This window comes from Bradyrhizobium sp. USDA 4506 (assembly GCF_054058795.1).
This window is the reverse complement of record NZ_JBSSBM010000001.1, coordinates 1-26,660: the sequence shown is the minus strand read 5'-3', so window position 1 is coordinate 26,660 and position 26,660 is coordinate 1. Positions and strand designations below refer to the sequence as shown.

The following is a 26,660-nucleotide window of genomic DNA, read 5'->3' as shown; positions in this document are numbered from 1 at the left end:
TCGGTACGGTTCAGATTCAAGATTCCGATGAATCGAACCGGCTATCCGAGTGTTGAAGTGCTGTTGGCGCGCATTGCTGCGCTGCAGGCGGAGAACCATCAACTCGCCGACCGCGTCGTCAAACTCGAGGAAGAACTGGCGCTGGCACGCCTGCATCGTTTTGCGCCACGCAGCGAAAAGCACGTCGATCGTCTCTTCAATGAAGCCGAGCAGGCCGCCGATGAGGATGACGCCGGCAGTGAAACGAACAATATCGCCGAACTTCCGGACACGGGCTTGCCACCCGTCGAAAACACAACGGGAAAGAAGCGCGGCCGCAGGCCGCTGCCGGCGAACCTGCCGCGTGAGCGCGTCGAGTATGACCTGCCCGACGATCAGAAGGCGTGTCCTTGCTGCCGTGGCCAGATGCATCGCATGGGCGAGGCTGTCACCGAGCAACTTCATATCGAGGTGAAGGCGAAGGTTTTACAGAACGTACGCTTCAAATATGCGTGCCGCCATTGCGATCGCACCGGAATCAACGCCCCTGTCGTGACCGCGCCGATGCCGACGCAGCCGCTGCCGGGCAGCGTTGCCACGGCCTCAACGCTGGCGTTCGCGCTGGTTCACAAATATGTCGATGGCACGCCGCTCTACCGCCTGGCGCAGGCCTTCGAACGCGCCGGCGTTCCGGTCAGCCGCGGCGCTTTGGGTCGCTGGGTGATCGGCTCGAGCGAGAAAGATCTCTCCCGCATCTATGACGCCCTGAAGCTGCGGCTCAGATCGCAGCCTCTCATCCATGGCGACGAGACGACGGTTCAGGTCCTCAAGGAGAAGGATAAAAAGGCCACCAGCACATCGTATATGTGGGCTTATCGCAGCGGCAAGGGCAGTCACGAGCCCATCGTTCTTCTGGATTATCAGCCGGGCCGCGGCCAAATCCACCCCCAGGCCTTCCTCGGCGATTACCGCGGCATCGTGATGAGTGACGGCTATACCGCATGGCGCACGCTGGAACGGGCCACCCACATCGGCTGCATGGCCCACTCCCGGCGGCGCTTTGTCGATGCCCTCAGGGCGAGGAAGAAGGGCGGCGGTCCGCCCGAGCAGGCGCTGCGGTTCTTCGACCAGCTCTACCGGGTTGAAAGGCAGGCGCGGGACGGAATACCGGAGAAGGGTGAAACACAGGCCGACTGCATTCGCCGCTTCCGCCAGCAACATAGTGTTCCCACCCTCAATGCTCTCAAGGTATGGCTCGATGACATGGCCCCGAAGGTCTTGCCTGACAGCAAGCTCGGCGACGCCGTATCCTACACCCGAAACCAATGGGAATATCTGACGCGCTACACCGGGGACGGCTGCATGCCGATCGACAACAATCTTCTGGAGCGCGACATCAGGGTTTTTGCAACTGGCAGGAAGAGTTGGTTGTTCAGCGATACCGTGGACGGAGCCAAGGCCAGTGCCGTCGTCTACAGCCTGATGCTGACCTGCCGCGCCTCACGTGTCGAGCCGTTAGCGTGGTTGCGCCACGTCCTCACCGAATTGCCTCAGCGCGCCGGCGACGCCGATATTACCGACCTGCTGCCCTTCAACTTCCACAAAGCCGCCACTGCCTGAACGGCCCGGTATCGCCCGATACTAGGGCAATCCTTCAAAACCGCCGGCGTCAACGTGAGGGGAAAATCGCGCTTACGATCCTCGTCCTCCATGACACGACGGAATTCAGCTTCAAGCGCGAGAAGCCGGATCTGATCGGCTTTACGGGCAAGACGGCAGGACGCACACAGTGCGGCATCCTGATGCATTCTAGTCTCGCCGTGACGACCGAGGGGCTTCCGCTCGGACTGTCGGCAATCAAGTTCTGGACCCGCAAGAAGTTCAAGGGGACGACGGCGCTGAAGCGAAAGATCAATCCGACACGGGTGCCGATCGAGCAGAAGGAGAGCATCCGCTGGCTCGAGAATTTACGGCAATCGACCGACCTTCTCGCTGCTCCTGGACGATGCGTTCATATTGGTGATCGCGAGAGCGACATCTATGAGCTGTTTTGCCTGGCCGAGGAGGTCGGAACGCATTTCCTGGTGCGAACCTGTGTTGATCGGCTTGCCGGGGACGGCAATCATACAATTGCCGACGAAATGGACGAGGTGACGATCAAGGGTCTACATCGGATCAAGGTCAAGGACGACAAAGGCGATCCCGACGACGCCGTTCTTGAGATCAGGTACCGCAAGATACGCGTCCTGCCGCCGATCGGCAAACAGACGAAATATCCCGCACTCACTCTGACCGTGATCCACGCTCAGGAGCGGGGAAGGCCGAAGCGGCGAAAGAAAATCGAGTGGAAGCTCCTCACCGATCTCCCGGTCCAATCGCGCAAGGACGCCATCAATAAGATCGAATGGTATGCCTTGAGGTGGAAGATCGAAGTCTTCCATAAGATCCTCAAATCGGGCTGCAAAGCAGAGGACTCAAAATTGCGAACTGCTGAGCGTCTGGTCAATCTGATCGCGGTCTTCTGCATTGTGAGTTGGCGCGTCTTCTGGATGACGATGCTCAATTGCTGATTCCGCTCGATGTCGCCCACGATTCCGGAATGATCTCGCCCACCATTCCGGGATGATGTCGCCCGGGGTATCGCAAGGGCGAACCCGGGGTGACGAGGCCTCTTCTGGCTCCGATACGGTCCCGCCTTTCGGCTTTGCGAAGGGGGACCTGGATGCCGACGGAGAGGTTTGCGATGCGCCATGTGCGCGATGTGATCAGATTGAAGTCGGCCGGGATGCCGACCCGCGAGATTGCGCGGCGGGTGGGGACAGCCCCTTCGACGGTGCGGTTGACGATCCACCGGTTCGAGGCGGCGGGGCTGACCTGGCCATTGCCCGACGACATCACCGACGCTGCGCTGGAAGCCCGGCTGTTCGCCAGCGCGGGAGCCGGTCCCGGCACCCGGCGGGGCCATCGCCGGCAGGCCGAGCCGGACTGGGCGGCGGTACACCGCGAACTCCGGCGCAAGCATGTGACGCTGTCGATCCTGTGGGACGAGTACATCGCAGGCGAACCCGGCGGGTATCGTGATTCGCGGTTCTGCGAGCTCTACCGCGCCTGGGAAGGCCGCCTGTCGGTGACGATGCGCCAGTCGCATACGGCCGGCGACAAGCTGTTCGTCGACTATGCCGGCGACGGCGTGCCGGTGGTAATCGACCGGTTCACCGGCGAGCGACGCGCCGCGCAGATCTTCGTCGCGGTGCTCGGCGCATCGAGCTTCACCTACGCGCAGGCGACCTGGACGCAGGGGCTCGCCGACTGGATCAGCGGCCACGTCGGCGCCTTCGAGGCGATCGGCGGCGTGCCGGCGCTGCTGGTGCCGGACAATACCAAGGTCGCAGTGATCAAGGCCTGCCTCTACGACCCGCAGATCAACCGCAGCTACGCCGACATGGCGGCGCATTACGGCACCGCCATTCTGCCGGCCAGGCCGCGACGGCCATGGGACAAGGCGAAGGTCGAACAGGCGGTCCTCATGGTCGAGCGCTGGCTGCTCGGGCGGCTGCGCCACCGCACCTTCCACAGCCTCGCCGAGGTCAACGCGGCGATCACCGAGCTAATGACCCGGCTCAACGAGGAGCGGCCGATCCGGCGGCTCGGCGTGACCCGCCGCAAGCTATTGGAGGAGGTATGGATGTCCACACCGCGGCAGATAACGCGAATCAACCGGCTCTTGTGCTGGCGACGAAGCGGTAGTCGAAGCGATCAGACCGCCGCGCTTGCGGCCAGGCGTACGACGACGTGGTCGATCTCGTCGACTGTCGTTTGCCTTCCCAAGCTGAAACGTATCGCCCCCATTCCGGTCCTCTCGGGCACGCGCATGGCCGCGAGGACCGGTGAGAGTTCGATCTGCCCGGAATGGCACGCCGAACCTGTCGACGCCGCGGTATCGCGTAGCTGACCCAGGATGTCCGCGCCTATTTTGCCAACGAACGCTACGTTGAGGGTATTCGGCAAGCGATGCGTGGGATGGCCGTTGAGCGCCACGCCTTCACCGAACCTGTCTTGCAGTGCCTGCCATAAACGATCGCGCAAGACCCGGACGTGGTCCATAGGTGCAAGATCCGCGGCCAGTGCACAGGCGGTCCCAAGCCCGACTGCCAGCAAGGCACTCTCGGTTCCGGCGCGTCGGCCCGATTCATGACCGGCGCCGTGGACCAACGGCTCAAGCTCGATGCCTCGCCTGACATAGAGCGCGCCGACGCCCTTTGGCGCGTAGAGCTTGTGACCGGCGATCGTCAGCATATCGACACCGAGCTCGTCCACCTTGGTCGGAATTTTTCCGACCGATTGAGCCGCGTCGGTGTGGAAGCGGATTCCGTGCTCTCGCGCGATCGCGCTGATTTCAGCGATCGGCTGGATGGTGCCGACTTCGTTGTTGGCGTGCATGATGCTGATCAACAGCGTCTGCGGAGTAACGGCGCGCCGCACGTCCTCTGGATGGATTAAGCCTGTCCCGTCTACCGGAACGTACGTGACAGTCGCGCCGAACCGTTCGAGAAACCGGCAAGGAGCAAGGACGGCGGGATGCTCGATGGCCGAGGTGATGATGTGCGTCCCTTTTCGGTTCGGCGCGAAGAACGTGCCCTCGATCGCAAGGTTGTTGGCTTCGCTGCCACCGCTGGTGAATACGATCTCATCGGGTGCTACGCCGAGGAGTCCAGCGACCTGGCTGCGAGCCCGATCTAGCGCGGCCTTCGCCGGCGCGCTGGCCCAATGGCCGCTGGACGGATTGCCGAACGCGCCGTCCAAAAATGGCCGCATCGCTTCCGCCACGGCTGGATCAACCGGTGTGCTCGCGTTGTAATCGAGATAGATCAGCCGCGTCGTCGCAGTCATTTACCTTGCTCGCTGTGGTCAAGCTGCAGCCAGGGCAGTTGCTCGTTGGCGAAGAAATGCTTCCCCGGTCGGAGCTCCGCCGCCCGATCGAAGGCGCCGACGTGATAGTGCGTCTCCGTCGGAAAATGCACGGTAGCGCAGGGCAGCGTCGAGCCGCAGCGGGCACAGAAGCCGCGCGTCGTTCCTGGCGATGATTTGAACGTCGTGATGGCGCTTTCGGTCACCGTGACAGCGTCGTTCTCAAACCCGACGAACACGCTGACGGGAGCGCCGGAATGACTGCGGCAGCTATCGCAGTGACACCAGAAGACTCCCTTCGGCCGACGTCGCGCCTCGAAGCGCACCGCCCCACAAAGGCAGCGTCCTGAAAAGGTCTCGTTCATTGTCGTGCTCCGGGCCGGCCCTCCATGGCGATGAATACTATCGCCCCCGAGAGGAAAGTGAGTGCGCCGATCGCTCCGATCGCCCAGGCCATGCCGAACAGGTCGGCGATGATTCCGGCCGATAGCGCCCCGATCGCGTAACCGAGATCGCGCCAGAATCGGTAGACGCTTAGTGAGCGTGCGCGCCAGCTTGGGTGCGAAGCGTCGGACACCGCAGCGATCAAGCTCGGATACACCATGGCCGTACCAAGTCCGAGAAGCAGGCTGCCGATCAGCCACCATTCGAAATGGGTCGTTGCAGCGGTCAGGAATAGACCCGCGGCCTGCACCCACATCCCGGCCACGATTAAGCCCTTGCGGCCCCAACGGTCGGAAAGTGGGCCGGTGGCGATCTGCAGGATGCCCCACGTCGCCGGGTAGACGGCTTTCAAGATGCCGATCCGGTCGACGTGCAGGCCGAACGAGGCGAAGAACAGCGGGAAGATTCCCCAGCTCATCCCATCATTCAGATTGTTGACGAGTCCGGCTTGCGACGCAGCGAACAGATTCCGATCGCCGAACGACGTGAGGACGAATATCTCCCTGAAGCTGATCGGAGACGCTTGACGCGCATGCGCCGCGGTCTCCAGCCGGACGTGCTCGCGTGTGTCGCGCACCAGCAGGATCGAGAGCGCGGCGCCGAAGACGGCGTAGACTACGCCGAGATAGATCGGCGCTGGTCGCAGTCCGTACTTCGAGGCAAAATATCCGGTAAGGAAGGCGGTCACGCCGACCGCGAGATAGCCGGCGAACTCGTTCAGGCCGACGGCCAGTCCTCGCGACTTCGGGCCGACGAGGTCGATTTTCATGATCACCGTCATCGACCAGGCAAGACCCTGATTGATGCCGAGAAGGGCGTTTGCTGCGATGACCCATCCCCAACTCGGCGCCCACATGATCATGAACGGCACCGGCAGGCCGACGAGCCAGCCGAGGATCAGAACACGTTTGCGTCCCCAGGCGTCGGCGAGTTGGCCGGAGACCAGGTTGGCGCACGCCTTCACGACGCCGAAGCTGACGATGAAGGAAACGACGAGCGTCGTCGAACTGATTTTGAACTCCTCGGAGCCGATCAGCGGCACGACCGTCCGCTCGATTCCGACCATCCCGCCGACGAAGGCGTTGATCAGGACGAGCAAGGCGAACTGCGGCCAGTTCTCTTTCAGCCCCAGCCGGACAGACGACGCAGTCTGTGGACCGCTTACAGCCTCGGTCATGAGATCAGGCCGCAGCCGCGGCCGTGCCTGAATTGGCAGCCCTGATCTTCGCGGCTTCCGGAGGAGCCGGCGGAATCTCGGCGACCATGAACCGAACGAACTCGGCTTCGTCCTCGATCATGAACGCCTGATTGTGCCGTTTCTCGAAGCCGATTGCGGACGATGGCTTGCCGCTTAGCCGCCGACCACAGACCGAGCCTGCATAGGCACCCGGCAGCACCTCGATGTAGTCAGGAAGCTCCTTGAGCCTTCGTACGCTCCTGAACAATTGCCTCGCACCTTCCTCAGCGCTCACGGCAAGTTCGGTACGGCCAAGATCACCGACCATGAGGGTGTGTCCAGTGAAGACGAACCAAGGCTCGTCGGCGCGCGTTCGGTCTGTCACAAGGATGCAGATGTGCTCGGGCGTGTGACCCGGCGTGTGCATCACGGTTGCCGACACATTGCCGAGCGGAAGAACCTCGCCGTCACTCACGCCCTTGTACGGAAACGATACGCCGGCCTGAGCAGAAAGCACGTACTCGGCGCCCGCCGCGGCGGCGAGAGCCCGGCCCGCCGACAGGTGGTCGGCATGGACGTGCGTGTCGATGACGAAATGTATCCGCATGCCGGCATTGTCGGCGGCCTTCAGGTAGGGCTTGATGTCACCGACCGGGTCAACCACGGCGCCTGCGGCTTTGCCGCCGCAGCCGAAGAGGTAGGAGATACCGACTGGATCGCTATGCAAGAACTGGCGGAGAATCATGGACTTGCACTCCCTCGTGAGAAACGCTAGATACATTCAATCGATCTGCTGAATGATATATTGAAGGAGCGCCGTGTCAAGCTCGGGACCGAAACAGGCGATCTATGAAAACCTTGCCCAGGTGGCGCAGGCGCTCGGCCACGCTCACCGGCTTGAGCTCCTGGAGCACCTTGCGCAGGGGATACGCACTGTCGAGGAGCTGTCCGCTCGGGCACATCTGACGTTCGCCAACACGTCGCGGCACCTACAGATCCTGAGGCGCGCGCGTCTTGTCGAGACCGAGCGTCGCGGCAAACATATTCTCTATCGTCTCGCCGGCGATGCCGAAGTAGTCACGCTGATCAAAGCGCTGGGACGCGTAGGTGAACGGAATGTCGCCGAGATCGGTCGTGTTGTGACCGATTACTTCCAGGCCCGTGATGCGCTTGAGCCCGTCTCGCGTGACGACCTGGTCGCGCGGTTACGGGACGACCTGGTTACGTTGCTCGATGTGCGGCCCGAGGATGAGTTCGCGCTCGGCCATCTACCAGGTGCGCTCAACGTCCCGCTTGCCGAACTGGAACGACGCCTCGGCGAACTGCCGAAGGGCCGCGAGGTGATTGCCTACTGTCGCGGGCCCTATTGCGTTCTTTCGTTCGAAGCCGTGTCGGCGCTGAGAGCGCGCGGTTATCGCGTTCGCCGTCTTGAGGACGGTTACCCGGAATGGAAAGCCGCCGGCCTGCCGGTCGAATCCGCGGCTTGAGACAGATCGTCAGGTGCATCATGGATGATAAGCCGCATCGCGCGGAATCCGCGTGGCCGATCGTTGGCGTGAAGGATCACAAGGCGCCCTCGGTGTTCCGGCCTGAATCCCTGTTGAGGGAGGCGCGCCGGCAGAGACAGTTGCCGCTCGTCGCAGTGCCCGAAATCTGCGTGCTCGATCCGGACGGTGACGTCGTCCGTCACCTCAAGCGGACCGGTGCCGGCCGCGTCCACGAAGGTTGGGCCTGCTACCATACCGAGCTTCTTGCCTTCGATCTCGACGGCATCGGCGAGGTCGGGATCGTCGGCTGCGCCGTCGGCGCCGCCTTCGCCGTCCTGGTCGCCGACCAGCTCTTCGCGTCGGGCTGCCGGTTGCTCGTCAGCGTCACCTCGGCGGGCCAGATCAATCCCATCGGACCGACTCCCTACTTCGTCCTGATCGACCGCGCGTTGCGCGACGAGGGGACGAGTTATCACTACCTGCCTGGCTCGGCTTTCGCCGCGGCACCCGACTTGTCGCTTCTGGATCGCGTCGAGCGGGCGGGCCGATCGCTGCCGGAGAAACTGCATCGGGGCTCGACCTGGACGACGGATGCTCCCTATCGCGAGACCGAAGCGGCGATCGCGCGAGCGCGCGATCTGGGGACGCTCGCCGTGGAGATGGAAGCTGCGGCCCTCTACGCTTTCGGCACAACGAGCGGCAACTCGATCGTCTGCTTCGCTCACGTCACGAACTCGATGGCGCAGACCGAAGGCGACTTCGAGAAGGGCGAGGCGGACGGTGCCAAGGCCACGCTCGCCGTCGTCGCCGCTGCGGCGCGGGGGTGGCGAAGTTCCGGGTCATGACCTGCCTGTGATCGGTATGCGAAAGTTTGGCTACATCTCCATTTGACGCAATCATTAGTTTACGCTAATCATTAGTCATAACTAATGATATGGCGTCAGACAGCCATGGCTAAAGACAGCGTGCAATTGGCCGCTCTGGGCGATTCCACTCGCAGACGAATTTTCGAACTGGTGGGCGCGCGGCCTCGCACCGTCGTTGAGCTCACTCGAGAGCTGACGGTCTCCCAGTCAGCCGTCTCCCAGCATCTGAAGGTGCTGCGCGAATCTCGTTTGGTTCGTGCCGAGCCAAAGGGGGCCAGCAACATTTATCACATCGATCCGGCGGGGCTCGGCCAGATGCGCGCCTGGCTTGACCGGTTCTGGAGCAGCACACTGGCAGCCTACAAAGTGGCCGTCGAAAAATCAGTGGAGGACCAGCAATGATTAAACGTGTATCGGCCGCGCCCATCAAACAATCAATCGTGGTCGAGGCGCTGCGTTCAAGGTCTTTACTGAGGACTTCGGCAGCTTCAAGCTCCGCGAGCATAATCTGCTCTCCGTCCCCATCGCAGAGACCGTGTTCGAACCCCGGGTTGGGGGGCACGTTTATGATCGGGGTGTCGATGGCAGCGAATGCCGCTGGGCGCGTGTGTTGGCTTTTGAGTCGCCAGATCGCGTGGTTCTAAGCTGGGACATCGGCCCGCGTTGGCAAATCGAAACCGATCCTGACGAGACCAGTGAGTGGGAGGTGCGGTTCATCGCCGAGACGGCGAGCCGGACGCGATTGGAACTGGAGCACCGTCACCTCGAACGTCATGGCAAAGGTTGGGAAGGCGTGCGCGCCGGCGGATAGGCCGCTCCTTGCGGGCCGCAACGGGATTATTCGCATTTGCCCTTCTGGGGTTTCTTGTGTCAGGTCAGGGCCGATGAAGGCCGCGGAACAGGACAAGCCGCTCCGCATCGGGCTGGCGACCAACATCTCGAACCAAGCGATTGAGATCGCGGCCCGCGAGGCGAAAGCTCAAGGTCTCGATGTCCGGCTGATCGAGTTCAATGACTGGAACACGCCCAATCGTGCAGTCGCCGAGAAGGAGATCGAGGCGAATCTGTTCCAGCACGTTCCGTTCCTCGAGGATGGCCGGTCGCCATTACCCTCTAATCGGGATTTTCATGACATAATCCGACGGATCAACGCGCGTGGATTCGCCTAGCCGCCATGGCTGGTGTCGACCGTCACGGTCACCGAAAGACCAGGGAGCAGACGTTCGACATTTGGTTGACCCTCGTCGAACTTGATACGGATAGGCAGTCGCTGCGCTACCTTTGTAAAATTGCCCGTAGCGTTGTCGGGTCGAAGCACGCTGAACTCCGAGCCAGTTGCCGGTGCTAAGGTCTCGATCTTGCCCGTGAAGTTGAGGTCGGGAGCAGCGTCGAGAACCACCTTGGCCGGCATGCCAGGCCGTATACGGCGTATTTGGGTTTCCTTGAAATTGGCGATGACCCAGCGTTTCGGCGGAACGATCGCCATAAGTTGCGTGCCTGCACCGACGTATTGTCCGAGACGTGCGCCGATCTCCCCAAGCTTGCCGTCTTCCGGGGCCTCAATGCGAGTGTTCATCAGATCGATGGTTGCCAGTTGTACGGCTGCTTCAGCGGCGGCGACGGCCGATTCCAGCGTCTGCCGGTGGACCAGCATGCCCTGCAGATCCTGCTGGGCGACATCGAGGTTGGTGGTTGCCTGGACATAGGCTGCGCGCGCCTGTTCCAGCCCGCTTTGCGCCTGATCTAGATTGCTCTGGGTCGTTGCACCGCGGGTATTCAGGTACTCGATACGCTGATCGTTCGCCTCGGCATTGTCCCGGGTCACCTTGGCGGCCCGGACCGATGCCTCGCCAGCGCGGATCTTGGCTTCCGCCGACAGAGGCTGTTGCTCGGAAGAAGCAAGGGCGGCCTTTTGCCCTTCCAGGGTCGCCTTTGCCTGATCGAGCTTCTGCTGATAGATGCGATCATCGAGGCGCACGAGGATCTGCCCCTTCTTGACCTCCTGAAAGTCCTGCACGGCGACCTCGGCGATGTATCCGGCGAGTTGTGGTGCGAGAATGGTGACGCGACCGCGCACATATGCATTGTCAGTCGACTGTTCGACACTTGTAAAGGGCGGCAATCGCCAAGCATAGAGAACCGTGGCGATGCCGGTCACGCCAACCGCGATTGCAACTATGGTTGCGGCCGATCGAAGAAACTTCATGATGTCAGTTGCCCGTTGGTTGGGGACTCGGCTGCACGGCGCGTATTGCAGCCTTGGCAATGGTGCGAACGAGAAGGATCAGGAAAGCACAGGCGGTAACGATCGAGATCAATAGGAAGGCGTCGTTGTAGGCGAGCACGTTGGCCTCTCTCGTGGCCTGTTGGCTGAGCAATGCGATGCCTTCGGCATTGAGCAGGGCTTTATCGGTAAGAACCCTTGAATAGGCGCCGCCAAGCTGCGAGATGCGCTGCGCCACGATCGGGTCGGTCAGGGCGATGTGTTCAACCAGGTAATTGGAATGAAGCTTCTCGCGCAGCGTAATGAACGTCCCGAATATCGCCGATCCGAGCAGGCCCCCGACCGACTGCGTCGACAGGAAAATGATGACGAAGCTGAGGATGTAGTTCGGCCCCTTGGCCAGCGCCGACGTCAAGCCGGCAATCATGGCCGGCGGCAGGAAAAGCGCGCTGGCGAACGCGATCATGGCCTGGCTTACCAATAGATCGTTGGGACGCGTCAGGCTGGTCGATTGACTGTCGAGCCATGCGCCCACGGCGATAAGCGCTAGTGCGACCAGATGGATTTTCGTCGCACGGCCCGGCTGCATCACGGCTGCGCAGGTCAGGCCGCCTGCAATCGATGCGCCGAGGATCACCCAGTAGAGCGTCGCCATCTGCGCGTTGGACAATCCAAGCACCAGGAACATGCCCGCCGCGCCCGTGGTTTGCTCCGAAAGCAGGAGCCGAAACAGCAGTAGAACCCCGGCGAAATGCAGGATACCGGGGCTGACGAGCCATCGTATGTTGAGCAGTGGGTTCTTGCGGTTGAGCTCGATGAGAACGGAGGCAGTGATGGTCGCGAAGGCGATCGCCAACAACACACCGAGCCAGGGCGCTTCGAACCACCAGTACAACCGGCCCAGCGAAAGGACGATGGCGGTGCAGCCCATGCCGGTGGCAATCAGCAAATAGCTGAGGACGTCGATCTTTTCAATCACCTTGGCGCGCGGTTGCGGCTGCGACAGGGGCAGCATGTAGACAAAGCCGAACGCCACAAGCGCCAGCCCGACATCGAGGATGGCGATGCTGTGTAGCCCCTGTATATCGAAGAGATAGGGCGAGATCAGCCGAGCGATGGGTGTGCCCAAAGTCGTGTTCATCAGGGCCAATGGTGCACCAACACGTAGCTTCAGATTCGGTGGGAAGGCCTCCATCATGTAGAGGAAGCCGAGCGTCGAAATCGGCGCAGCCGCTATGCCATTCAGGAAGCGCGTCACCACGGCCGAATTGAGGTCCATGATGTAGAGGTTGAGCAGTGACGCGCCGACAAAGAGAGCGATGCTCGCTTCAGCGAAATTGCGCAGGCCAAATTGGGTACGGACCTTGATCAACGCCAGCGCCAGTGAAACGTTGGGAGCCCAATAGGCCGCGATCAGCCAGTTAGCCTCGCTTGTTGTGGCGGCGATGGCACCCTGAATCTGCGGGATGTTAACGCTGATGAGGTTCATCGCGAGCCCTTGCGTGAGCGCGAGCCAGATGGATGCAATCACGTAGGCCGACGCTCGTAGCTTGCTCAGCGAGTAGGGCGGCGGCGTGGTGGGGGGTGTCGGTGTGGCCGGATCGGACATGACGCTACTGGTGGGCCTCAATGTTCCGAGATATGTGCGTCAGGGCCTTCAATGCCGTGCGCGGATCGTTGACCAGGGCGGGCATCAGCACGCGCTGCTCAGTCAATCGCTCAATCAGTTGCCGGTCGCCCGAGCTCCTGAGCCGATCTGCGGTTTAGAAAAATCGACGGCTAGCCGATGCAAACACAGCACCACGAATGGAAGTACCGTGAATAACGATACGAGCGTCATCGAACCGTAGATATCGCCAGTCCACCAAACGTGATGATCGTGGGTCGTTATCTGGACGCTTTCACGACCAAGCATCCCAGCCGGATACTCGGCAATGATCGTCGCGTACATGAATGCTGGAAGTTGCCAATAGAGCTCTTGGTCAGGTCCGGGCCGACCTTCGCCGTGATTGGCCGATCTGTTGTACAGTGCGAAAATAAGAAAGAATGTGAAAACACAGAGGTACCAGCCAAGAAAATTGACGAAGGGCACTCCAAAATACGCGCCCCCTTGGGGCCAATCCCACGTACCCGTAATCGATGAATTGATCGGATCCATGGTCACGTCCCAAGCGACCATTATGAAGGACGCCACAATGGGCACCATGAACACGTCGGTGCCGACCGTGCGGCTGTCGCGCCTGGACAAAAGTCCGGCGGCAATGCTCCACGCCAAATAGCCGAACGCAAAATATGCCGGCATGATCGATAAGGGAACCGTTCCGATCTTTGTCCCAAGCAGGCTCGAGTAGTGATAATGTCCGAATGGGAAGCCCGTCGCGATGCTCAAGGACTCGTAGCTCCAACTTATGATGGATACGAGAACAACGAAGACGATCATCTTCCGGGCGCCATAGCGCAGGTAGCCGTGCCACAAGGCGAAGGGCGTCACCAATACGGGCGTCATCACGCCGGCGATCGTGGTGGCGGCATAGGGCTCGCTAAAGCCCTTGAAAAAAGCGTGCATGAGATGCCCAAGGATCAGGATGAAGGCCACCCCGACGAATAGCCGGTAGCCGCGGATCTCGTTCGTTGCCATGCGTTATTCCTTCGCTGAAGAAATCCGAGGATGGATCTTGTCGCTGCGGTTATCCGATGATCGAGCGCAGCTGTTTTGCCTGGGCGTCGACCGATTGCGGCCCGTTGGACGTGAGGAGACGAAGATGCGGCTCCCAAATCACCCGAACCGCGCCGGGGTTGAGCGACAGGGAAACCTCATAGCCCGCCTGCTTCAGTGTCTCGTCGACATAGTAGGTCAGCCGGGTCTTCTGGCCCGGAATCTTCGGATAGCTGGTCGTGAGCGCGACCACTTCTCCATAGTTGGGTACCGTGGTCAGCTTCGCGCCGCGGAACGGATGGTCCTGGAAATCGCGGGGCGCGCCATCCTGATCGATGCGAAACCGCGCCGAAGTCATGGCCACCGGTGCATGACAGATCAGAGAAAGCAACACCTTCTCCTCGCAAGCGAGGTTGATGATCTCGCCGAGCCAGAGCGAATCCCGGAAATCGACCATGGGAGCGTGGCCGCCGGGAAAATGGATGAAGTCGAAATCCGCGAGCGAGAAGTCATCGTTTGGGTCGCGATGCCGCTCGACCACTGCTTTCGCTGACAGATAGTCTTTCTTCGCCAACTCGCCGAAGGACGCAACGATCTCGTCACGCAAATCGGCTGCCTCCGGATCGGTGTTCGGCAGACTGTCGGACACCGGGAGCGGGCCGAGATGGCGACGACCCAGTTCCAGCTCGGCGTTCCGCCGCGCCACCAGATCGGGACGGCGCCGGGCAAATCCGCCCGGAGCGAGCATTTGAGAGGCCATTGCTCCGGAGCCGGTCGGTCGCCATGAATGGGAGCGACATGCCGTTGATATCGAGTTGCGGCGTCGCGCCATCAGGCGTGCAGAGCGTGAACGCGTGCGTGCCCTCAAACTCCTTCAGGATTTGCGCCAACTCGACCAGAAAGAACCCGGTCGAGATCGGCGCATGATCGGCCGGCTCGCGGAGCGGGAGGGCTCGCGCCGACGACAGGATGATAAGCGCCTTGCGTTTGGACGAATGTTCCGGAATGGTCATGACGATCTCCGATGCTGCGGAGGCTCGATGCGCGCGACGGGCTTCGCTGCCCGGGCGTGTCCTGCTGGGTGTTTCTGGAAAAGGGCACGGAAAAAGACAGGGAGCACGCTTGAGCCCGTCCCGACGCCGAGCGCCCTGTCGAGTGAGACGCCGTGCGAAAGCGCCATCAGTCCGCTGGCAATGTCTTCTAGCGGCGCCGGCGGAGTCGCTCCGCTGAGATCGAACAGCCGGCGCGCGAGGTCTGCATATAGCGCGAGCTGCTTGGCCATGGCAGCTGAATATGCGGCGCCGAAATTGGGGTCGCGGACAGCCTGCAACTGAAGCTCGAGGGCTAGCATTGCGTGCTTGGGGGTTTTGGAGAGCTGTTCCGCCCAAGTTTCAATGCCGGCAAGCACCTTTGAGAAATCGCCGCCAGCAGAATCGATGATCGAAGCGACCCGCAGCGCTTCCTCGGACCTGTGAAGACTAAGAACCTCCAGCAGCAGCGATTCCTTGCTGTCGAAGTTCGAATAGAAGGCGCCCAGCGAATAGCCGGCGTCTTCTGCGATGTCGCGCACCGTCGCGGCATTGAAACCGCGCGTGGCGACCTGCCGACGGGCGGACTCGATCAGACGCCGACGGGTCTGTTCCTGGCTCTGTTCACGGGTAAGGCGGCGACGGCTTGGATGTCCCATGATATCCAAATATCATATGTTATCTTAATGTTCAACCTACTCCTAAAATTCTTCCGCCCTTGTGCCGAGGTGAGGATGGCGCTGTGCCCAGTTCGTCGGGCGCATCCTCAAGCACGTCGAGTTCGGGATTACGGTCTCATCGGACTTCCGCCGGTACACTTAGATCGTAGCGGAGCCGCTTAGATTAGCCGTTGTTCCGGCTCTGCGGGGCGGAGAAGTCGGCGAAAAATTCAGATGCGGGCTTAACGCCGACTGACATGCTGGCTCGATTCGGAGGCCGGTACCGAGGTGGAAGCCCGAGCGCACTGCTATCAGCGCGTCGATGGGCGCAACTGAGAGCCCAATTAGTGCGGCGTCCGGCGGTATTCGGCGTTCGCAAACAAAGCAGATTTTGGGGAAGTTGGCGCGCCGTCTCGGGCGATGATGCGAACTATGTCTCCTCCATAGCCCTCTAAGGCCCTCCCTTTTGCCAGGATGGAGTTGGAACGCTGGCCGCACCGGTTGGCGTATGATCGTCGCGGCTCAGCCTCGGCCGGCAAGTTGATCGCCCGCGGCGCCACGCCCGTAGGCGTCAGCAGCTCTTAATTCCCGGCAACGGCTGCCCGCGGCGCCGAAATCAGCGCAATTGGCAACTTGACGATGGCCTCAAGCGAATTTCCGGCGATCTCGGGTGCGCTCGCGTCCCTCCGTTGTGGCCCGATGCCTTGCTCCAAAACGGCCTCCAGTTGCGGAGCGACGGCCGCTAGAGCATTTTCCACATGATGTGGATCATCTGGTGTATCCAGCATGCCTAAAGTAGTTGGCACACATCTGCGGCGCAAACGACTTGACGAGTTTGCCGATGAGTTTGAGCAGGGCTTGGACCGTGCGGGTGGCGCCTTTGCGCAGCGCAGCTTTCAACCGGGAGAAGGCCTGTTCGATTGGATTGAGGTCGGGCGAGTAGGCCGGCAGATAACGCACGCGGGCGCCGACAGCCTCGATCGCCTCGCGGACACCGGCGATCTTGTGAGTGCGCAAGTTGTCCATGAAGACGATGTCGCCCTTGCGCAAGGTCGGCGCCAGGACTTGCTCGACATAAGCCAGGAACGAGGGCCCATCCATTGCACCGTCGATGACATAGGGCGCCGTGAGGCCATCGATGCGCAGCGCGGCGACAAGCGTCAGCGTCTTCCAGTGACCATGGGGCACGCCAGAGACGAGGCGCTCACCGCGAGGAGAGCGCCCATAGTGCCGGACCATCTTCGTCGTGACCGCAGTCTCGTCGATAAAGATGAGGCGCGGTGCACGCAGCTTGGGCTGCTCGGCTTTCAGCGCGGCACGCTCGGCAGCGACGTCAGGTCGATCCTGCTCGGCGGCGTGCAGTGTTTTTTTTGAAGGTGATGCTGTGACGGTCGAAGAAACGCCAGATCGAACCGATGCCGGCCTTTTGCTTTCTCTGAGAGCGCAGACGCGCGCGGATCTCCTCGAGCGTCAGGTCCGGCTCCGCGGCGATCAGCTCGATCAGCCACTGCTTGTGCTGCTCCAACGGCGAGCGGCTGTGCCCGGTGCCGGGCTTGGCCTCAACGTTTCCGGTCTTCCTCCAACGATCCATCCATCGGATCGTAGTCGAAGCGCCGAGATTGAGAATGCGCGCAGCCTCACGTGCGCTTTCGCCGGACTCAACAAGCTCAACCGCACGCACCCTGAGGTCCTTGGAGTATCCCTTCGCCATCGCATGCCCCGCATGTTGTCGCGGGCAACACCGAATCTGATTTGCGTGCCCGTGGGAATCCCCTTTGACTGTTCCGATTCACCTCAACTGGAAACCGCTCTAGCTGCGCGAACTTGTCGTGGTTGGTGGAGTCCAACGCTTTCACATCCGTCATGTCGATCACGGTTGCGCCCAGCTCCGCCAACTCGGCCGTATTGGCATCCGCACCGAGTCGCGTCTGCCCGCCAGCGAGGAAATTCGACACGCCGAGCGCCTTATCGTCCTTTGACACGATTATGTAGAACGGCTTGGTTGGCTTGCCGAAACGCCGCATCTGCGACTCGCGACCCGCACATTGAGTAGGTGGTCTGAATTACCGGTGTGATAGGCGATGCCGCGGCCAGATCCGGCCTCCGTTCGATCAGCGTGACGCGGAGATCGCGGGCTGGCTGGTGGGCAGCTGGTACGCCAGCAGCACGCCGCTCGCGCCACCACCGATGCCGAACGAGTAAGCTGCACCAAAATTGCGTCAGCAGAGCCAAATTGAACACGATGACGTAATTGCGGTCGGCGCTCGCGGCACGAAAGGGCCGATTGACAGCGATGGACGCTATGCCCGCTTGCTCAAAACCCTTGGCCGCGTCCAGCTTCTGATTTTGGACGATTGGGATTGTCGGTGCTCAAGCCGCCGAGCGGCGCGATCTACTCGAAGTCCTCGAAGACCGCCATGCCTCCACCATCGTAACCAGCCAACTCCCTGTGGACACATGGCACGAAGTTATCGGAGACCAACCTACGCCGACGCCGTCCTCGATCGCCTCGTCCATAACGCTCACCGCCTCCAGCTTGCCGGCGAAAGCATGCGAAAACGCAACGCCAAACCGGGCCTTGAGCAGGCTCCGCGGAGATCATATTTTAAACGTAAACCACGAAAGCGCTGGGACGTCATCAGTAAAACTGAGTTCGATATTTTGGATTTCGTTGCGACACATTCATGAATGGAACGAGGAAATATCAAAGAATGCCGTTCGTGACGCCACCTGGGTCTCGCCCCGTTTTCGCTGAGGTCAAAAGCAACCCGCCTGAGGGCGCCACTCCTCAGGCAACCGGTAACCAGCCCGGGACGCCTCCCAGTCCTGGTGCCGCCGACGCTGTCCAGCTTATCCTTCCAGGAAACAGTGAATCCGAAACGCTGGCCGCAACCTATCAGACTATTCGCGACATTCCCGGTGCAACCGATGAAGCAAGAGCGGCAGAGAATGAACTGACGGAGGCGGTCCAACGACGCAATCCTGCCAACCCTACAACTGAGCAGCAACGGCGGTTTATCCGAGCGCTTATGAACTACACCAGGGTGGCCAATCGGATCTATCAGGCTTCGCAAAGCCCAAAGGCGCCAACTGATCCGTCGCTGAGAAGTTCTCTGACCAATCTCGGCGTCGGGATGATGCGCAACGTCTTTACCTTTACACTGCCTGTCGGCCTCAGTGTATACGCCGGGCAACTTGCCCGGCAGTCCGGGGGAGATGAGGCAAATGTGCGCAATATGCAGTCGGGAGTCTTTGCAGCGGCGATTGGAATCATAAGCGCGTTGATGGAGCCAGCTGGCGATGCCCTTCGCGCCAACCTGAAGGGTAATGTCTCATCTATCCTGATAGCTGGTAAGAGCGCAGCAACGGAAGGTGTCTACAAGAAGATCGTAGGTGGGCTTGCCGAGTCCACTGTCGCCACTGCCATCTATGCTTCAGCCCGCGCGGGAATGCTTGCCCATCTGGCAGGGGGCGGGCCCATTGCCGACATCGGTAAGGCTATAGGTAGCGCCATGGCCGCCGCGTTAACTGCCGGAGGTGTCATGAACTTGACGAGAGAGGCCGCTCTGGCTGGCGGAGCCAAGGCAACCCTTAGGGCCAACGGAGTGTCGACGGCAGAGGATCTGCCGATTGTTCCCCACAACCGGACGCTGAAGAACGGCATCTACATGCGCTCTACGGACGGCTTTACCGATGAGGGAACTACATCACAAAAGATCAAGAAATACATTGGAAGCGCTATCGGCTGCGCCGTGGGTGCAGCCGCGCAATTTGTTGTCGAATTGGGGCTGGGCAATGGGTTGCAACACTTCGCACTGACTTCTCCAGATTCTGCACATCCCTACTCCACGGTTGCCAACTCCACTGTTGCAAACAGCGCGACATTGGCGCCCGACGTCTCAACGGTTGTAGGCGACGAAGTTGCGGACATTTTTCTTCGATTCACTACGTTCTTCACCGTCAAGGCGGCTGTGGAAGCGCTTTGGACCACCTATGTTACCCACCCCGACAAACATGCCAATGCCGCCGGCATCGCTGAATCAGAGCAGGCTGTGCGGAACCTGCGGGCCTCTGCTCTCAATGGATACGAATCGCTTCTGGACCAGGCCAGCAAGGAGCTTGAACAGGGCATTGACACAGATCAGGCTAAACTCAAAAAAGAGGCGCAACAGTCTTGCTTGATTCTATCAGGGACAGTCTTCGGCCTGAAGGAAAATGCCACAGGGAAGGTTTTAGAAGTCGCCGAGCTGTTCAGCGCGAAAGCAACCAAAGTGCGCAATCTTGGAGACGAACAGCTCTTTTCCAGGATGGCCGTACACCTGGAGCGTGCTGCCAAATCTCTCCACGAGCTTGCTAACAGCATAGATAGCGGAGCCCCGGTACAGCCTTGGCTCAAGGACGCTCAAGGCAGACTGCGGGATGTGCAAGCAATTTTGGCCGAAAACACGGTACAGCCAGAGGTGCAAGTGCAACCTGACAAGGTCAATAGCGCAATGGGCGAAATCGTGCCATTGCTCGTTGGATTGCGCGAAGTGGATCGCCGGAACAATGCACATTCCTTCATTCATGCTCTTGATGACTTTGACCGAGGAGACGGGGGGCCCGATACAGTCCTGGCAACCCTCAATCGAGGTGGTCACGGTGCCTTTTTTGCCAGCGATGCGGTCAGGGTGATCCGTGAATCTGGACAAAACGAAAAAGTCATCGAGAGCGCTGCTGCAAAACTCATGGCCAATCTTTCTGACAAAGCCAAGTCGTCCAATTTAGGGGCTCTAACCAAGCTGAACATCGTTCTAGGTTCTCTAAACGAAAGATTGCCGGCCGATCGATGGGGCGAAAATGCGCTCGTAGGCGCCCTTCATGAAATTAGTCAAACCCAGGATAATGAACGAGCAGTGGAATTGACTCGAGATCTGCGAACGGGCCTGAGAGAGGGGCGTGTCGACGCGAAAACCCTCGGTAAAGTACTCGATCAAGTATTGGACTCGTCAGTGACCAACCTTGCCGGCCCCTCTCATGCACAGGATCCTGAGGCGGCTGGGGCAGACATGGCACATCGCACGTTTACAGATGCGCAGCGAAGGCAGCTTGAGAAGCATCTTGGAAGCGCCTTCATCTCTGCTGTAACGCATGAGACGACGACCTCTGAACGCGGCTTGCTGAACGTGTACGTGCAAAGCGGCCAGCTGCTGGCAACGTTGGCTGCGGACATCGCCGCAATGCCCAAAGGGCATCAGGCCCTCTATAGGGAGGCATCCAGATTGTCTACGTCTCTCGCCAACCCGGTCGAGCTTAACTCGGTTAAGCAGAATGATGTGCATTTTCACCCAACCAGCTATTCAGGCAAGGTCAATAACCTTCAGCTGCTTGTAACATACATGGACGCTAATGGAATAGACCGAACAAACCTGGCTGGAATCCCGTCCCAGGTACGTAAGCCAACGAGCGAGCAGAAATACTATGCCAACTCGCAAAAGGGGATCGATTACCGTGATCACGACATGCCGCTTGCCGACCAGCTTGCTCAGATCAAGCGAAAGGATCCACCTCAATACGAGGCATTGATGCGAAGGTTCGATCTGTCCATCACCGGGATCGACATTACCAATGGCCCGACCGTCGGGCAGGAGCTCAATCATCGTCAGCGCATGTATCCGGGCATGTTTAAGTCCGTCGGCGAGGTAACCCTGAAAAAGGAAATCGTCAGCCACAAAAATCCCCACAATCCGCACATCGAAAGCAAGGATACGCAGACCTTCTTAACTGAGACGTTCATGCACGGATTTCCTCTGATCCTGCATTGTGACCGGGGCAAACCAGGTGACAAACAAGCCTATGAGAAGAAGCTTATCGAAGCGCTGGAAAAATCGGTCAGGGATTTGGAGAAATGGTCCCCTAGCAATGATCCTATGGTTCGGGCGGGTATTGCAAGCGCGGACGTGCCGAGGCCCAAAGCAAAGGTAATTTGGGCACATGGAGCTGGCATTAGTCGCTTCACCGTTGCCTCGAATTCGCACACCCAGCGGCTCGACTCTCTGTTGAATCGCCCGTCGCTAAGGGATGCTTTAATGATTGATCTATCATGGGATTTCATTGCTCATGACATCCTGCGCAATACCTATGACCTCTTTGTGCGCAAAGGATTGCCCAAACCGATAACGGACGGCATCCAGGCGATGCTAAAGACCTATCAGGCCTTTGCCGTCGAGGGTAGCCGCGCCGACAAGGCGAGCGATCTTGGTGATGAAAACTTGGCGGCGATGCACCGGGTCGCCGCCGAGAAGATCGCCTCGCTTCACATGCAAACGTTGGCCAACTTCCGCCACCTGATTCACACCGAGGTAGAGGCAAACCCTGTGGTTCGTGGCAAGCTAGACGAGCTTATCACAGCGCACGGCAACGACGGCAACAACTGGCTCTACGTACTCAACAAACATAAGGATCGCATGGTGTTTGGAACGGATGCATTGGCGGTTGGGATCAAATCCCACGGGGATGCAGCCTACGCGCTGAATACGCGGATGCTTTATCCGATCTATGACATCTTCTCGGCGATCGCACGGAGCAAGAATGAAGCGGATCAAGTAACCCCCAAGATTGCCAGAGATAACTATGTAAAGTTCATGGATGACGAGGCAAACGGTAAGCGACGTGCGGCTTGGGAGAGCTATCTCGCCAATCATGATCCATCATCCTGGTCCACTAATGCCACGCCCCAGGCTTTTACAATATCAGAAGTTGCAGAACCGTTCCTTAGGTAAGCGAGGCTTTTCTCCCATTTGATTGATGGGTTTCCGCTCGGTTTTGTGCTCTGCGATTCTTGGCTGTTCAGGCAGCTAGGAGGAGCTGGCGGCGATGGAACTTTCGAGCGAAGAGGCCGAAGCTGACGGTTTTGCGGGGAAGCTTGCGCGCCGTACGCGTTCTGGAGGTCCCTTGTGGCCTGCGGAGATTAAGGGGCGCGCTGTTTTCGAGAGCATGAAGCCTGGCGCCCGGGTATGACGCAGACGTGTCAGCGGTGCGGATCGCGGAGATCGTAGCTGCGATCGAGCGCGGCGCATGATCATTCCGGCGCAGGGACCGCGGATTGTGCTTGCTGTACGTCCTGTCGATTTCCGGCGCGGGCACGGAGGAAGCGGGCGAAGTCGTCCCAGCGCCTGAGCATGTAGTTGATCGGCTTCAGGACCTCGGAGGAGCGCGAGAGGGTTTCGCGCTCACGCAGCAACCAGGCGTGCATGTCGTCGAGGAGTGGCTTGCTCTGTTCCTGTCGCACGGCGCGACGCTCGTCGGCGCCGCGGCCGTTGGATGTCGCGCTCGATCTCGAACAACGCATCGAGGCGCCTGACCGCCTCCAGCGCAATCGGAGAGGCCGGCTTGCCCTTCTTACCTTCCCGAGCATTTTTCTCGATGTCAGCCAGCTCGAAGAAGCCCCGTCGTGCATGGGCAAAGCAAAATGCCGGCGTAATCGGCCGCACCTTCTTCTGCGGGTCGAACAGCGGTTCGAACCCGCTGTAGCAATCGGCTTGCAGGATGCCAGCGAAGGCGGCCAGATGCTTCTGGGGATGCTCGCCTCGTCGGTCGCTCGAGGCGTAATAGACCGCCGCCGGCGGCGCAGGCCCGGTCATCCCGCACATAAGTCCAGATCCGCCCGGTCGTGCACTTGCCCTTCGCCAGGATACGGATGGTGGTGTCATCGCCATGAAGGCGCTCGGCAGCGAGCACATGGCGTTCGATCAAGTGGAAGAGCGGCATGACGGCGAAGGTCCCGTGGCCGACCTGGTCGGCCAGCGTCGACAACGGCAGGTCGATCCCCTCGCACTTGAAGCGCGCACTCTGGCGGTTGAGCGGGATATGCATGCCGAACTGTGCGTCCAGCGAAGGCTGGCATGTTCAGCAGGAGTTAGTCCTGCCGGGGAAAAAGTTAGCTCCCCGTAGTGTGGATAGCAGAAAGGAGAGAAACCGAATTTCTGAAGCCTATCGACAAAGACTCCCTTGGGGAGCTCACGAGTCACCGGGCCGTATCAAAAGAGAACGCGCTGTGGCCTCGAAAATGCTCAGAACCGAAAGCCGAGCCCGCAGTTTAGGGGCGAAGGCAGCATGATCCGACGAATGCTAACTGATGCGACGGATCATTTCGGCGGGGTGAAAGCGACAGCACGGTGACAAGGACATGCAAAGCAACTGGAGAAGCCTTCCTCATCCCGGAGAGAAATCGCCGGAAGAAGGTAGGCCGTATAACCGGCGCCCCCGGGAAATCGGCCGAAGATGAGAAGGTGGCGGCCGGGTCCGCAGTAGCGCTGAAGCGGGGTAACACCCGTGGAGCGAAGGGACCCTGCCATTTGTGATGTCTCCAACGTAAGGAAGGCAAGGACGAGATGACAAAGGCGTCCATCGATTTGCAGGACCTGAGGCGGAGGCTATACGTCAAGGCGAAGGCTGAACCGTCTTGGCGTTTCTGGGGTCTATACGTCCACGTGTGTAAGATGGAGACGCTACGCGTAGCGTATGAGATGGCGAAAGAAAACGACGGCGCTCCGGGAATAGACGGAGTGACGTTCGAAGCCATCGAAGCGCGAGGCGTGGAGTCGCTACTCGAACAATTACGGGACGAACTGATCGGGCGCAGCTATCAGCCACTCCCATCAAGGAAGCGGGAAATACCGAAGGACGGGGGCTCCAAGGTCCGCGTTCTGTCGATTCCGGCTATCCGCGACAGAGTGGTGCAAGGCGCGCTCAAGCTCGTACTCGAACCTGTATTCGAGGCGGATTTCCAACCGGGATCGTTTGGATATCGGCCCAAGCGTACGGCACATGAAGCGATCAAGCGAGTTGCCCAGGCAGTAGCCGAGCGGAAGACGCGGATTCTCGACGTTGATTTGCGCGCCTATTTCGACAACATCCGGCACGATCGGATGCTAGAGAAGGTGGCTCTGCGAATCGACGACAAGGAAATTCTGCATCTGCTGCGGCTGATGCTGAAAGCATCTAGCAAGAAGGGCGTTCCACAGGGCGGGGTAATTTCACCCTTGCTCAGTAATCTCTACCTCAACGAGGTGGATAAGATGCTGGAGCGAGCGCGTGAGGTAACTCGTCGCGGCAAGTACACCAACGTCGAATATGCACGATTCGCTGACGATCTGGTGGTCTTGATCGACGCCCACAAGCGGCATGACTGGCTGCTCGGTGCCATAGACAAGCGATTGCGGGAAGAGTTCACCAAACTGCAGGTTGAAGTGAATGATGAGAAGAGCCGCATAGTCGACCTGGAACGAGGCGAGAGCTTCGGCTTTCTGGGATTCGACTTCCGCTACCTCCGCAGTCTGCGCGGAGTGATGCGGCCGTATTACACGCCCAAGCTCAAAAAGCGGACGGCGCTTCTGCGGGGGCTCAAGGAAGTGTTTCGCCGCCACCGGTCGCAACCGATTGGCCGGGTGATAAGCCTGATCAATCCGAAGCTCCGAGGGTGGGTAAACTACTTCGCGATGGGCGATTCCGGTAAATGTTTCGCCTACATCAGAAACTGGGTAGAGAAGAAGGTCAGACGCCATCTGGCGAAGGCTCGGAAACGAAAAGGCTTCGGCTGGAAGCAGTGGAGTAGGTCGTGGCTGTACGACACCTTGAAGCTGTTCAATGGCTACCGGGCGAGTACTGGCAAGGCGAAAGCCGCTCCAGCACGATAGGTCAAATAAGCCTTGGTGCGAAGCAAATGGGAGCGCGTAGTGCGGGAAATCCGCATGCTGCGTGCGATGTGGCGGGGGCTGGAAACGTGCGCGATCGAAAATTTGGTCGAGCGGCGCGCCAGTCCTCGACCCTACGTGCGTCCAGCGAAGGCTGGCATGTTCAGCAGGAGTTAGTCCTGCCGGGGAAAAAGTTAGCTCCCCGTAGTGTGGATAGCAGAAAGGAGAGAAACCGAATTTCTGAAGCCTATCGACAAAGACTCCCTTGGGGAGCTCACGAGTCACCGGGCCGTATCAAAAGAGAACGCGCTGTGGCCTGGAAAATGCTCAGAACCGAAAGCCGAGCCCGCAGTTTAGGGGCGAAGGCAGCATGATCCGACGAATGCTAACTGATGCGACGGATCATTTCGGCGGGGTGAAAGCGACAGCACGGTGACAAGGACATGCAAAGCAACTGGAGAAGCCTTCCTCTTCCCGGAGAGAAATCGCCGGAAGAAGGTAGGCCTGGCGCCTGAAAGCTCGCTGCCGTCGCGCACTTGCGCCGCCACACCGTCAGCAGCCCACGGACAACGCCGTGGCGCCGAGCGACCTCGGAAATATTGGCCCCTTCCTCGAAGCTCTCCGCCACGATCCGGCCTTCTCTTCCGCCGTCCAATGCCGTCGCCGACGCTGCCCCGTGATCACCTCGATCCGACGATAGGAGCCGCCTTCCTGCCTGGCATCAAGCATGGCTTCATGCATGGCATCTGCCATAGCCCACCTCCAAAAGACAGTTCATACCCGGCTGTATCGCATCTCATTCGCGCGATGCCCAGGTGGGGGGCTCATACTTTCAATTACCCATAATTTTTGCCTCGATCGCAGCTCCCAGTTCGATGTCGGTCAGCCGCGATAGTCCGCGCCAGATCACGGTATTTCCTGGAGGCGGATCGTTGGCTCGGGCTAAATATCCTCCGAGCCGCGCGATCTTGACGACATAGTGCGGGAGCGTGCTTCGTCGAGAGCAATCGCCACCCCTGTCTTTCACAAAATGATCAAGAAGCCTGATTTCGGGATCTGTCAGCGCGGTTTGCGGTAGGGTATTCGGCGAGGAGCGATTGAGCATCGTCATCCAGAAGACGCGCCAACTCACAATGCAGAAGACCGCGATCAGATTGACCAGACGCTCAGCAGTTCGCAATTTTGAGTCCTCTGCTTTGCAGCCCGATTTGAGGATCTTATGGAAGACTTCGATCTTCCACCTCAAGGCATACCATTCGATCTTATTGATGGCGTCCTTGCGCGATTGGACCGGGAGATCGGTGAGGAGCTTCCACTCGATTTTCTTTCGCCGCTTCGGCCTTCCCCGCTCCTGAGCGTGGATCACGGTCAGAGTGAGTGCGGGATATTTCGTCTGTTTGCCGATCGGCGGCAGGACGCGTATCTTGCGGTACCTGATCTCAAGAACGGCGTCGTCGGGATCGCCTTTGTCGTCCTTGACCTTGATCCGATGTAGACCCTTGATCGTCACCTCGTCCATTTCGTCGGCAATTGTATGATTGCCGTCCTCGGCAAGCCG

22 protein-coding genes and 3 pseudogenes are annotated in these 26,660 nt (G+C 59.8%); 11 read left to right on the top strand and 14 right to left on the bottom strand.

All coding sequences use genetic code 11. From position 1 onward, the window contains the following. Positions 1–27 precede the first annotated feature (27 nt). The 3 genes and pseudogenes from tnpC (ACVIHF_RS00125) to istA form a co-directional block, all read left to right on the top strand. The gene (gene tnpC / locus ACVIHF_RS00125; protein WP_253610466.1) at positions 28–1,599 is read left to right on the top strand and encodes an IS66 family transposase; all 1,572 of its coding nucleotides are present in this window, start codon (positions 28–30) and stop codon (positions 1,597–1,599) included. Next, positions 1,500–2,549 (top strand): IS4 family transposase, encoded by a 1,050-nt coding sequence (locus tag ACVIHF_RS00120; RefSeq protein ID WP_253610465.1) that lies wholly within the window; start codon positions 1,500–1,502, stop codon positions 2,547–2,549. The genes tnpC (ACVIHF_RS00125) and ACVIHF_RS00120 overlap by 100 nt, the downstream gene beginning before the upstream one ends. Positions 2,550–2,722: 173 nt before the next feature. Beyond that, positions 2,723–3,661: pseudogene (gene istA, locus ACVIHF_RS00115) on the top strand (IS21 family transposase); the annotation flags it as partial. 74 nt (positions 3,662–3,735) lie between these two features. On the opposite strand, the gene ACVIHF_RS00110 reads toward istA, so the two are convergent. From ACVIHF_RS00110 to ACVIHF_RS00095, 4 genes are read right to left on the bottom strand one after another with little or no spacing between them, the layout of a single operon-like run. Continuing rightward, positions 3,736–4,869 (bottom strand): cysteine desulfurase family protein, encoded by a 1,134-nt coding sequence (locus ACVIHF_RS00110; protein WP_253610464.1) that lies wholly within the window; start codon positions 4,867–4,869, stop codon positions 3,736–3,738. Further along, positions 4,866–5,252 carry a GFA family protein gene (locus tag ACVIHF_RS00105; protein WP_253610463.1) on the bottom strand — a complete coding sequence of 129 codons (387 nt, stop codon included), beginning with the start codon at positions 5,250–5,252 and terminating at the stop codon, positions 4,866–4,868. The genes ACVIHF_RS00110 and ACVIHF_RS00105 overlap by 4 nt, the downstream gene beginning before the upstream one ends. Continuing rightward, complete coding sequence (locus tag ACVIHF_RS00100) at positions 5,249–6,508, bottom strand: MFS transporter (protein ID WP_253610462.1); 1,260 nt, start codon at positions 6,506–6,508, stop codon at positions 5,249–5,251. Before ACVIHF_RS00100 ends, ACVIHF_RS00105 begins: the two co-directional genes overlap by 4 nt. Before the next feature lie 4 nt (positions 6,509–6,512). Next, a complete protein-coding gene (locus ACVIHF_RS00095) occupies positions 6,513–7,253 on the bottom strand; it encodes an MBL fold metallo-hydrolase (protein ID WP_253610461.1) in 741 nt (246 codons plus the stop codon). A 73-nt stretch (positions 7,254–7,326) separates the two neighbouring features. Between ACVIHF_RS00095 and ACVIHF_RS00090 the strand changes: the two genes are divergently transcribed. The 5 genes from ACVIHF_RS00090 to ACVIHF_RS00070 all read left to right on the top strand — a co-directional run bounded on the left by ACVIHF_RS00090 (position 7,327) and on the right by ACVIHF_RS00070 (position 10,030). Continuing rightward, entirely contained in the window at positions 7,327–7,995 is a 669-nt protein-coding gene (locus ACVIHF_RS00090) for an ArsR/SmtB family transcription factor (protein WP_253610460.1), read from the top strand. Between the two features lie 92 nt (positions 7,996–8,087). Continuing rightward, entirely contained in the window at positions 8,088–8,840 is a 753-nt protein-coding gene (locus tag ACVIHF_RS00085; protein WP_456791421.1) for a nucleoside phosphorylase, read from the top strand. Positions 8,841–8,945: 105 nt separating this feature from the next. After that, complete coding sequence (locus ACVIHF_RS00080; protein WP_183231859.1) at positions 8,946–9,263, top strand: ArsR/SmtB family transcription factor; 318 nt, start codon at positions 8,946–8,948, stop codon at positions 9,261–9,263. A gap of 133 nt (positions 9,264–9,396) precedes the next feature. Beyond that, entirely contained in the window at positions 9,397–9,672 is a 276-nt protein-coding gene (locus tag ACVIHF_RS00075) for an SRPBCC domain-containing protein (RefSeq protein ID WP_375167175.1), read from the top strand. A 73-nt stretch (positions 9,673–9,745) separates the two neighbouring features. Continuing rightward, positions 9,746–10,030, top strand: coding sequence for a MetQ/NlpA family ABC transporter substrate-binding protein (locus ACVIHF_RS00070; protein ID WP_253610459.1), 285 nt, complete (start codon positions 9,746–9,748; stop codon positions 10,028–10,030). On the opposite strand, the gene ACVIHF_RS00065 is transcribed toward ACVIHF_RS00070, so the two are convergent. The 7 genes from ACVIHF_RS00065 to ACVIHF_RS00035 all read right to left on the bottom strand — a co-directional run bounded on the left by ACVIHF_RS00065 (position 10,027) and on the right by ACVIHF_RS00035 (position 17,452). Continuing rightward, positions 10,027–11,067, bottom strand: a complete 1,041-nt coding sequence (locus ACVIHF_RS00065) for an HlyD family secretion protein (RefSeq protein WP_253610201.1) — start codon at positions 11,065–11,067, stop codon at positions 10,027–10,029. The two genes, ACVIHF_RS00070 and ACVIHF_RS00065, sit on opposite strands and share 4 nt — an antisense overlap. Positions 11,068–11,071: 4 nt before the next feature. Continuing rightward, positions 11,072–12,694, bottom strand: a complete 1,623-nt coding sequence (locus ACVIHF_RS00060; protein WP_253610458.1) for an efflux MFS transporter permease — start codon at positions 12,692–12,694, stop codon at positions 11,072–11,074. Between the two features lie 114 nt (positions 12,695–12,808). After that, positions 12,809–13,723 (bottom strand): carotenoid biosynthesis protein, encoded by a 915-nt coding sequence (locus ACVIHF_RS00055; protein WP_253610203.1) that lies wholly within the window; start codon positions 13,721–13,723, stop codon positions 12,809–12,811. Positions 13,724–13,772: 49 nt separating this feature from the next. Continuing rightward, positions 13,773–14,501, bottom strand: coding sequence for a type 1 glutamine amidotransferase family protein (locus ACVIHF_RS00050; protein WP_253610204.1), 729 nt, complete (start codon positions 14,499–14,501; stop codon positions 13,773–13,775). 249 nt (positions 14,502–14,750) lie between these two features. Beyond that, positions 14,751–15,428: a TetR/AcrR family transcriptional regulator gene (locus ACVIHF_RS00045; RefSeq protein ID WP_253610205.1), complete on the bottom strand. Its 678-nt coding sequence runs from the start codon at positions 15,426–15,428 to the stop codon at positions 14,751–14,753. 768 nt (positions 15,429–16,196) lie between these two features. Further along, positions 16,197–17,139, bottom strand: a protein-coding gene (locus ACVIHF_RS00040) for an IS630 family transposase (protein WP_141343507.1) whose coding sequence is annotated in 2 segments (ribosomal slippage) — positions 16,197–16,799 and positions 16,801–17,139 — 942 coding nt in all. Because the reading frame shifts where the segments join, the coding sequence is not laid out codon by codon here. After that, positions 17,096–17,452, bottom strand: a complete 357-nt coding sequence (locus ACVIHF_RS00035) for an alpha/beta hydrolase (RefSeq protein ID WP_456791420.1) — start codon at positions 17,450–17,452, stop codon at positions 17,096–17,098. The genes ACVIHF_RS00040 and ACVIHF_RS00035 overlap by 44 nt, the downstream gene beginning before the upstream one ends. A 253-nt stretch (positions 17,453–17,705) precedes the next feature. Between ACVIHF_RS00035 and ACVIHF_RS00030 the strand changes: the two are divergent. Next, a pseudogene (locus tag ACVIHF_RS00030) lies at positions 17,706–17,999 on the top strand (ATP-binding protein); the annotation flags it as partial. Between the two features lie 140 nt (positions 18,000–18,139). Beyond that, entirely contained in the window at positions 18,140–22,189 is a 4,050-nt protein-coding gene (locus ACVIHF_RS00025) for a hypothetical protein (RefSeq protein ID WP_253610455.1), read from the top strand. Between the two features lie 365 nt (positions 22,190–22,554). On the opposite strand, the pseudogene tnpC (ACVIHF_RS00020) reads toward ACVIHF_RS00025, so the two are convergent. Continuing rightward, positions 22,555–23,291: pseudogene (gene tnpC / locus ACVIHF_RS00020) on the bottom strand (IS66 family transposase); the annotation flags it as partial. A 509-nt stretch (positions 23,292–23,800) separates the two neighbouring features. Here tnpC (ACVIHF_RS00020) and ltrA point away from each other — a divergent pair. Continuing rightward, entirely contained in the window at positions 23,801–25,105 is a 1,305-nt protein-coding gene (gene ltrA, locus ACVIHF_RS00015; protein ID WP_456791419.1) for a group II intron reverse transcriptase/maturase, read from the top strand. Positions 25,106–25,487: 382 nt separating this feature from the next. Here the strand turns inward: ltrA and ACVIHF_RS00010 are convergent, their stop codons facing one another. Together ACVIHF_RS00010 and ACVIHF_RS00005 are read right to left on the bottom strand one after the other, a co-directional pair. Then, positions 25,488–25,730, bottom strand: a complete 243-nt coding sequence (locus ACVIHF_RS00010) for a transposase (protein WP_375167176.1) — start codon at positions 25,728–25,730, stop codon at positions 25,488–25,490. Positions 25,731–25,934: 204 nt separating this feature from the next. Beyond that, positions 25,935–26,660 (bottom strand): IS4 family transposase (locus ACVIHF_RS00005; protein ID WP_456791418.1); only part of this gene is annotated, 726 nt, incomplete at its 5' end.

Excerpts from the sequence above, each read along its gene's own strand:
- tnpC (WP_253610466.1), top strand. The coding sequence starts at position 28 with ATGAATCGAACCGGCTATCCGAGTGTTGAAGTGCTGTTGGCGCGCATT.
- ACVIHF_RS00110 (WP_253610464.1), bottom strand. The coding sequence starts at position 4,869 with ATGACTGCGACGACGCGGCTGATCTATCTCGATTACAACGCGAGCACA.
- ACVIHF_RS00105 (WP_253610463.1), bottom strand. The coding sequence starts at position 5,252 with ATGAACGAGACCTTTTCAGGACGCTGCCTTTGTGGGGCGGTGCGCTTC.
- ACVIHF_RS00100 (WP_253610462.1), bottom strand. The coding sequence starts at position 6,508 with ATGACCGAGGCTGTAAGCGGTCCACAGACTGCGTCGTCTGTCCGGCTG.
- ACVIHF_RS00095 (WP_253610461.1), bottom strand. The coding sequence starts at position 7,253 with ATGATTCTCCGCCAGTTCTTGCATAGCGATCCAGTCGGTATCTCCTAC.
- ACVIHF_RS00080 (WP_183231859.1), top strand. The coding sequence starts at position 8,946 with ATGGCTAAAGACAGCGTGCAATTGGCCGCTCTGGGCGATTCCACTCGC.
- ACVIHF_RS00070 (WP_253610459.1), top strand. The coding sequence starts at position 9,746 with ATGAAGGCCGCGGAACAGGACAAGCCGCTCCGCATCGGGCTGGCGACC.
- ACVIHF_RS00065 (WP_253610201.1), bottom strand. The coding sequence starts at position 11,067 with ATGAAGTTTCTTCGATCGGCCGCAACCATAGTTGCAATCGCGGTTGGC.
- ACVIHF_RS00060 (WP_253610458.1), bottom strand. The coding sequence starts at position 12,694 with ATGTCCGATCCGGCCACACCGACACCCCCCACCACGCCGCCGCCCTAC.
- ACVIHF_RS00055 (WP_253610203.1), bottom strand. The coding sequence starts at position 13,723 with ATGGCAACGAACGAGATCCGCGGCTACCGGCTATTCGTCGGGGTGGCC.
- ACVIHF_RS00050 (WP_253610204.1), bottom strand. The coding sequence starts at position 14,501 with ATGGCCTCTCAAATGCTCGCTCCGGGCGGATTTGCCCGGCGCCGTCCC.
- ACVIHF_RS00045 (WP_253610205.1), bottom strand. The coding sequence starts at position 15,428 with ATGGGACATCCAAGCCGTCGCCGCCTTACCCGTGAACAGAGCCAGGAA.
- ACVIHF_RS00035 (WP_456791420.1), bottom strand. The coding sequence starts at position 17,452 with ATGCGGCGTTTCGGCAAGCCAACCAAGCCGTTCTACATAATCGTGTCA.
- ACVIHF_RS00025 (WP_253610455.1), top strand. The coding sequence starts at position 18,140 with ATGCCGTTCGTGACGCCACCTGGGTCTCGCCCCGTTTTCGCTGAGGTC.
- ltrA (WP_456791419.1), top strand. The coding sequence starts at position 23,801 with ATGACAAAGGCGTCCATCGATTTGCAGGACCTGAGGCGGAGGCTATAC.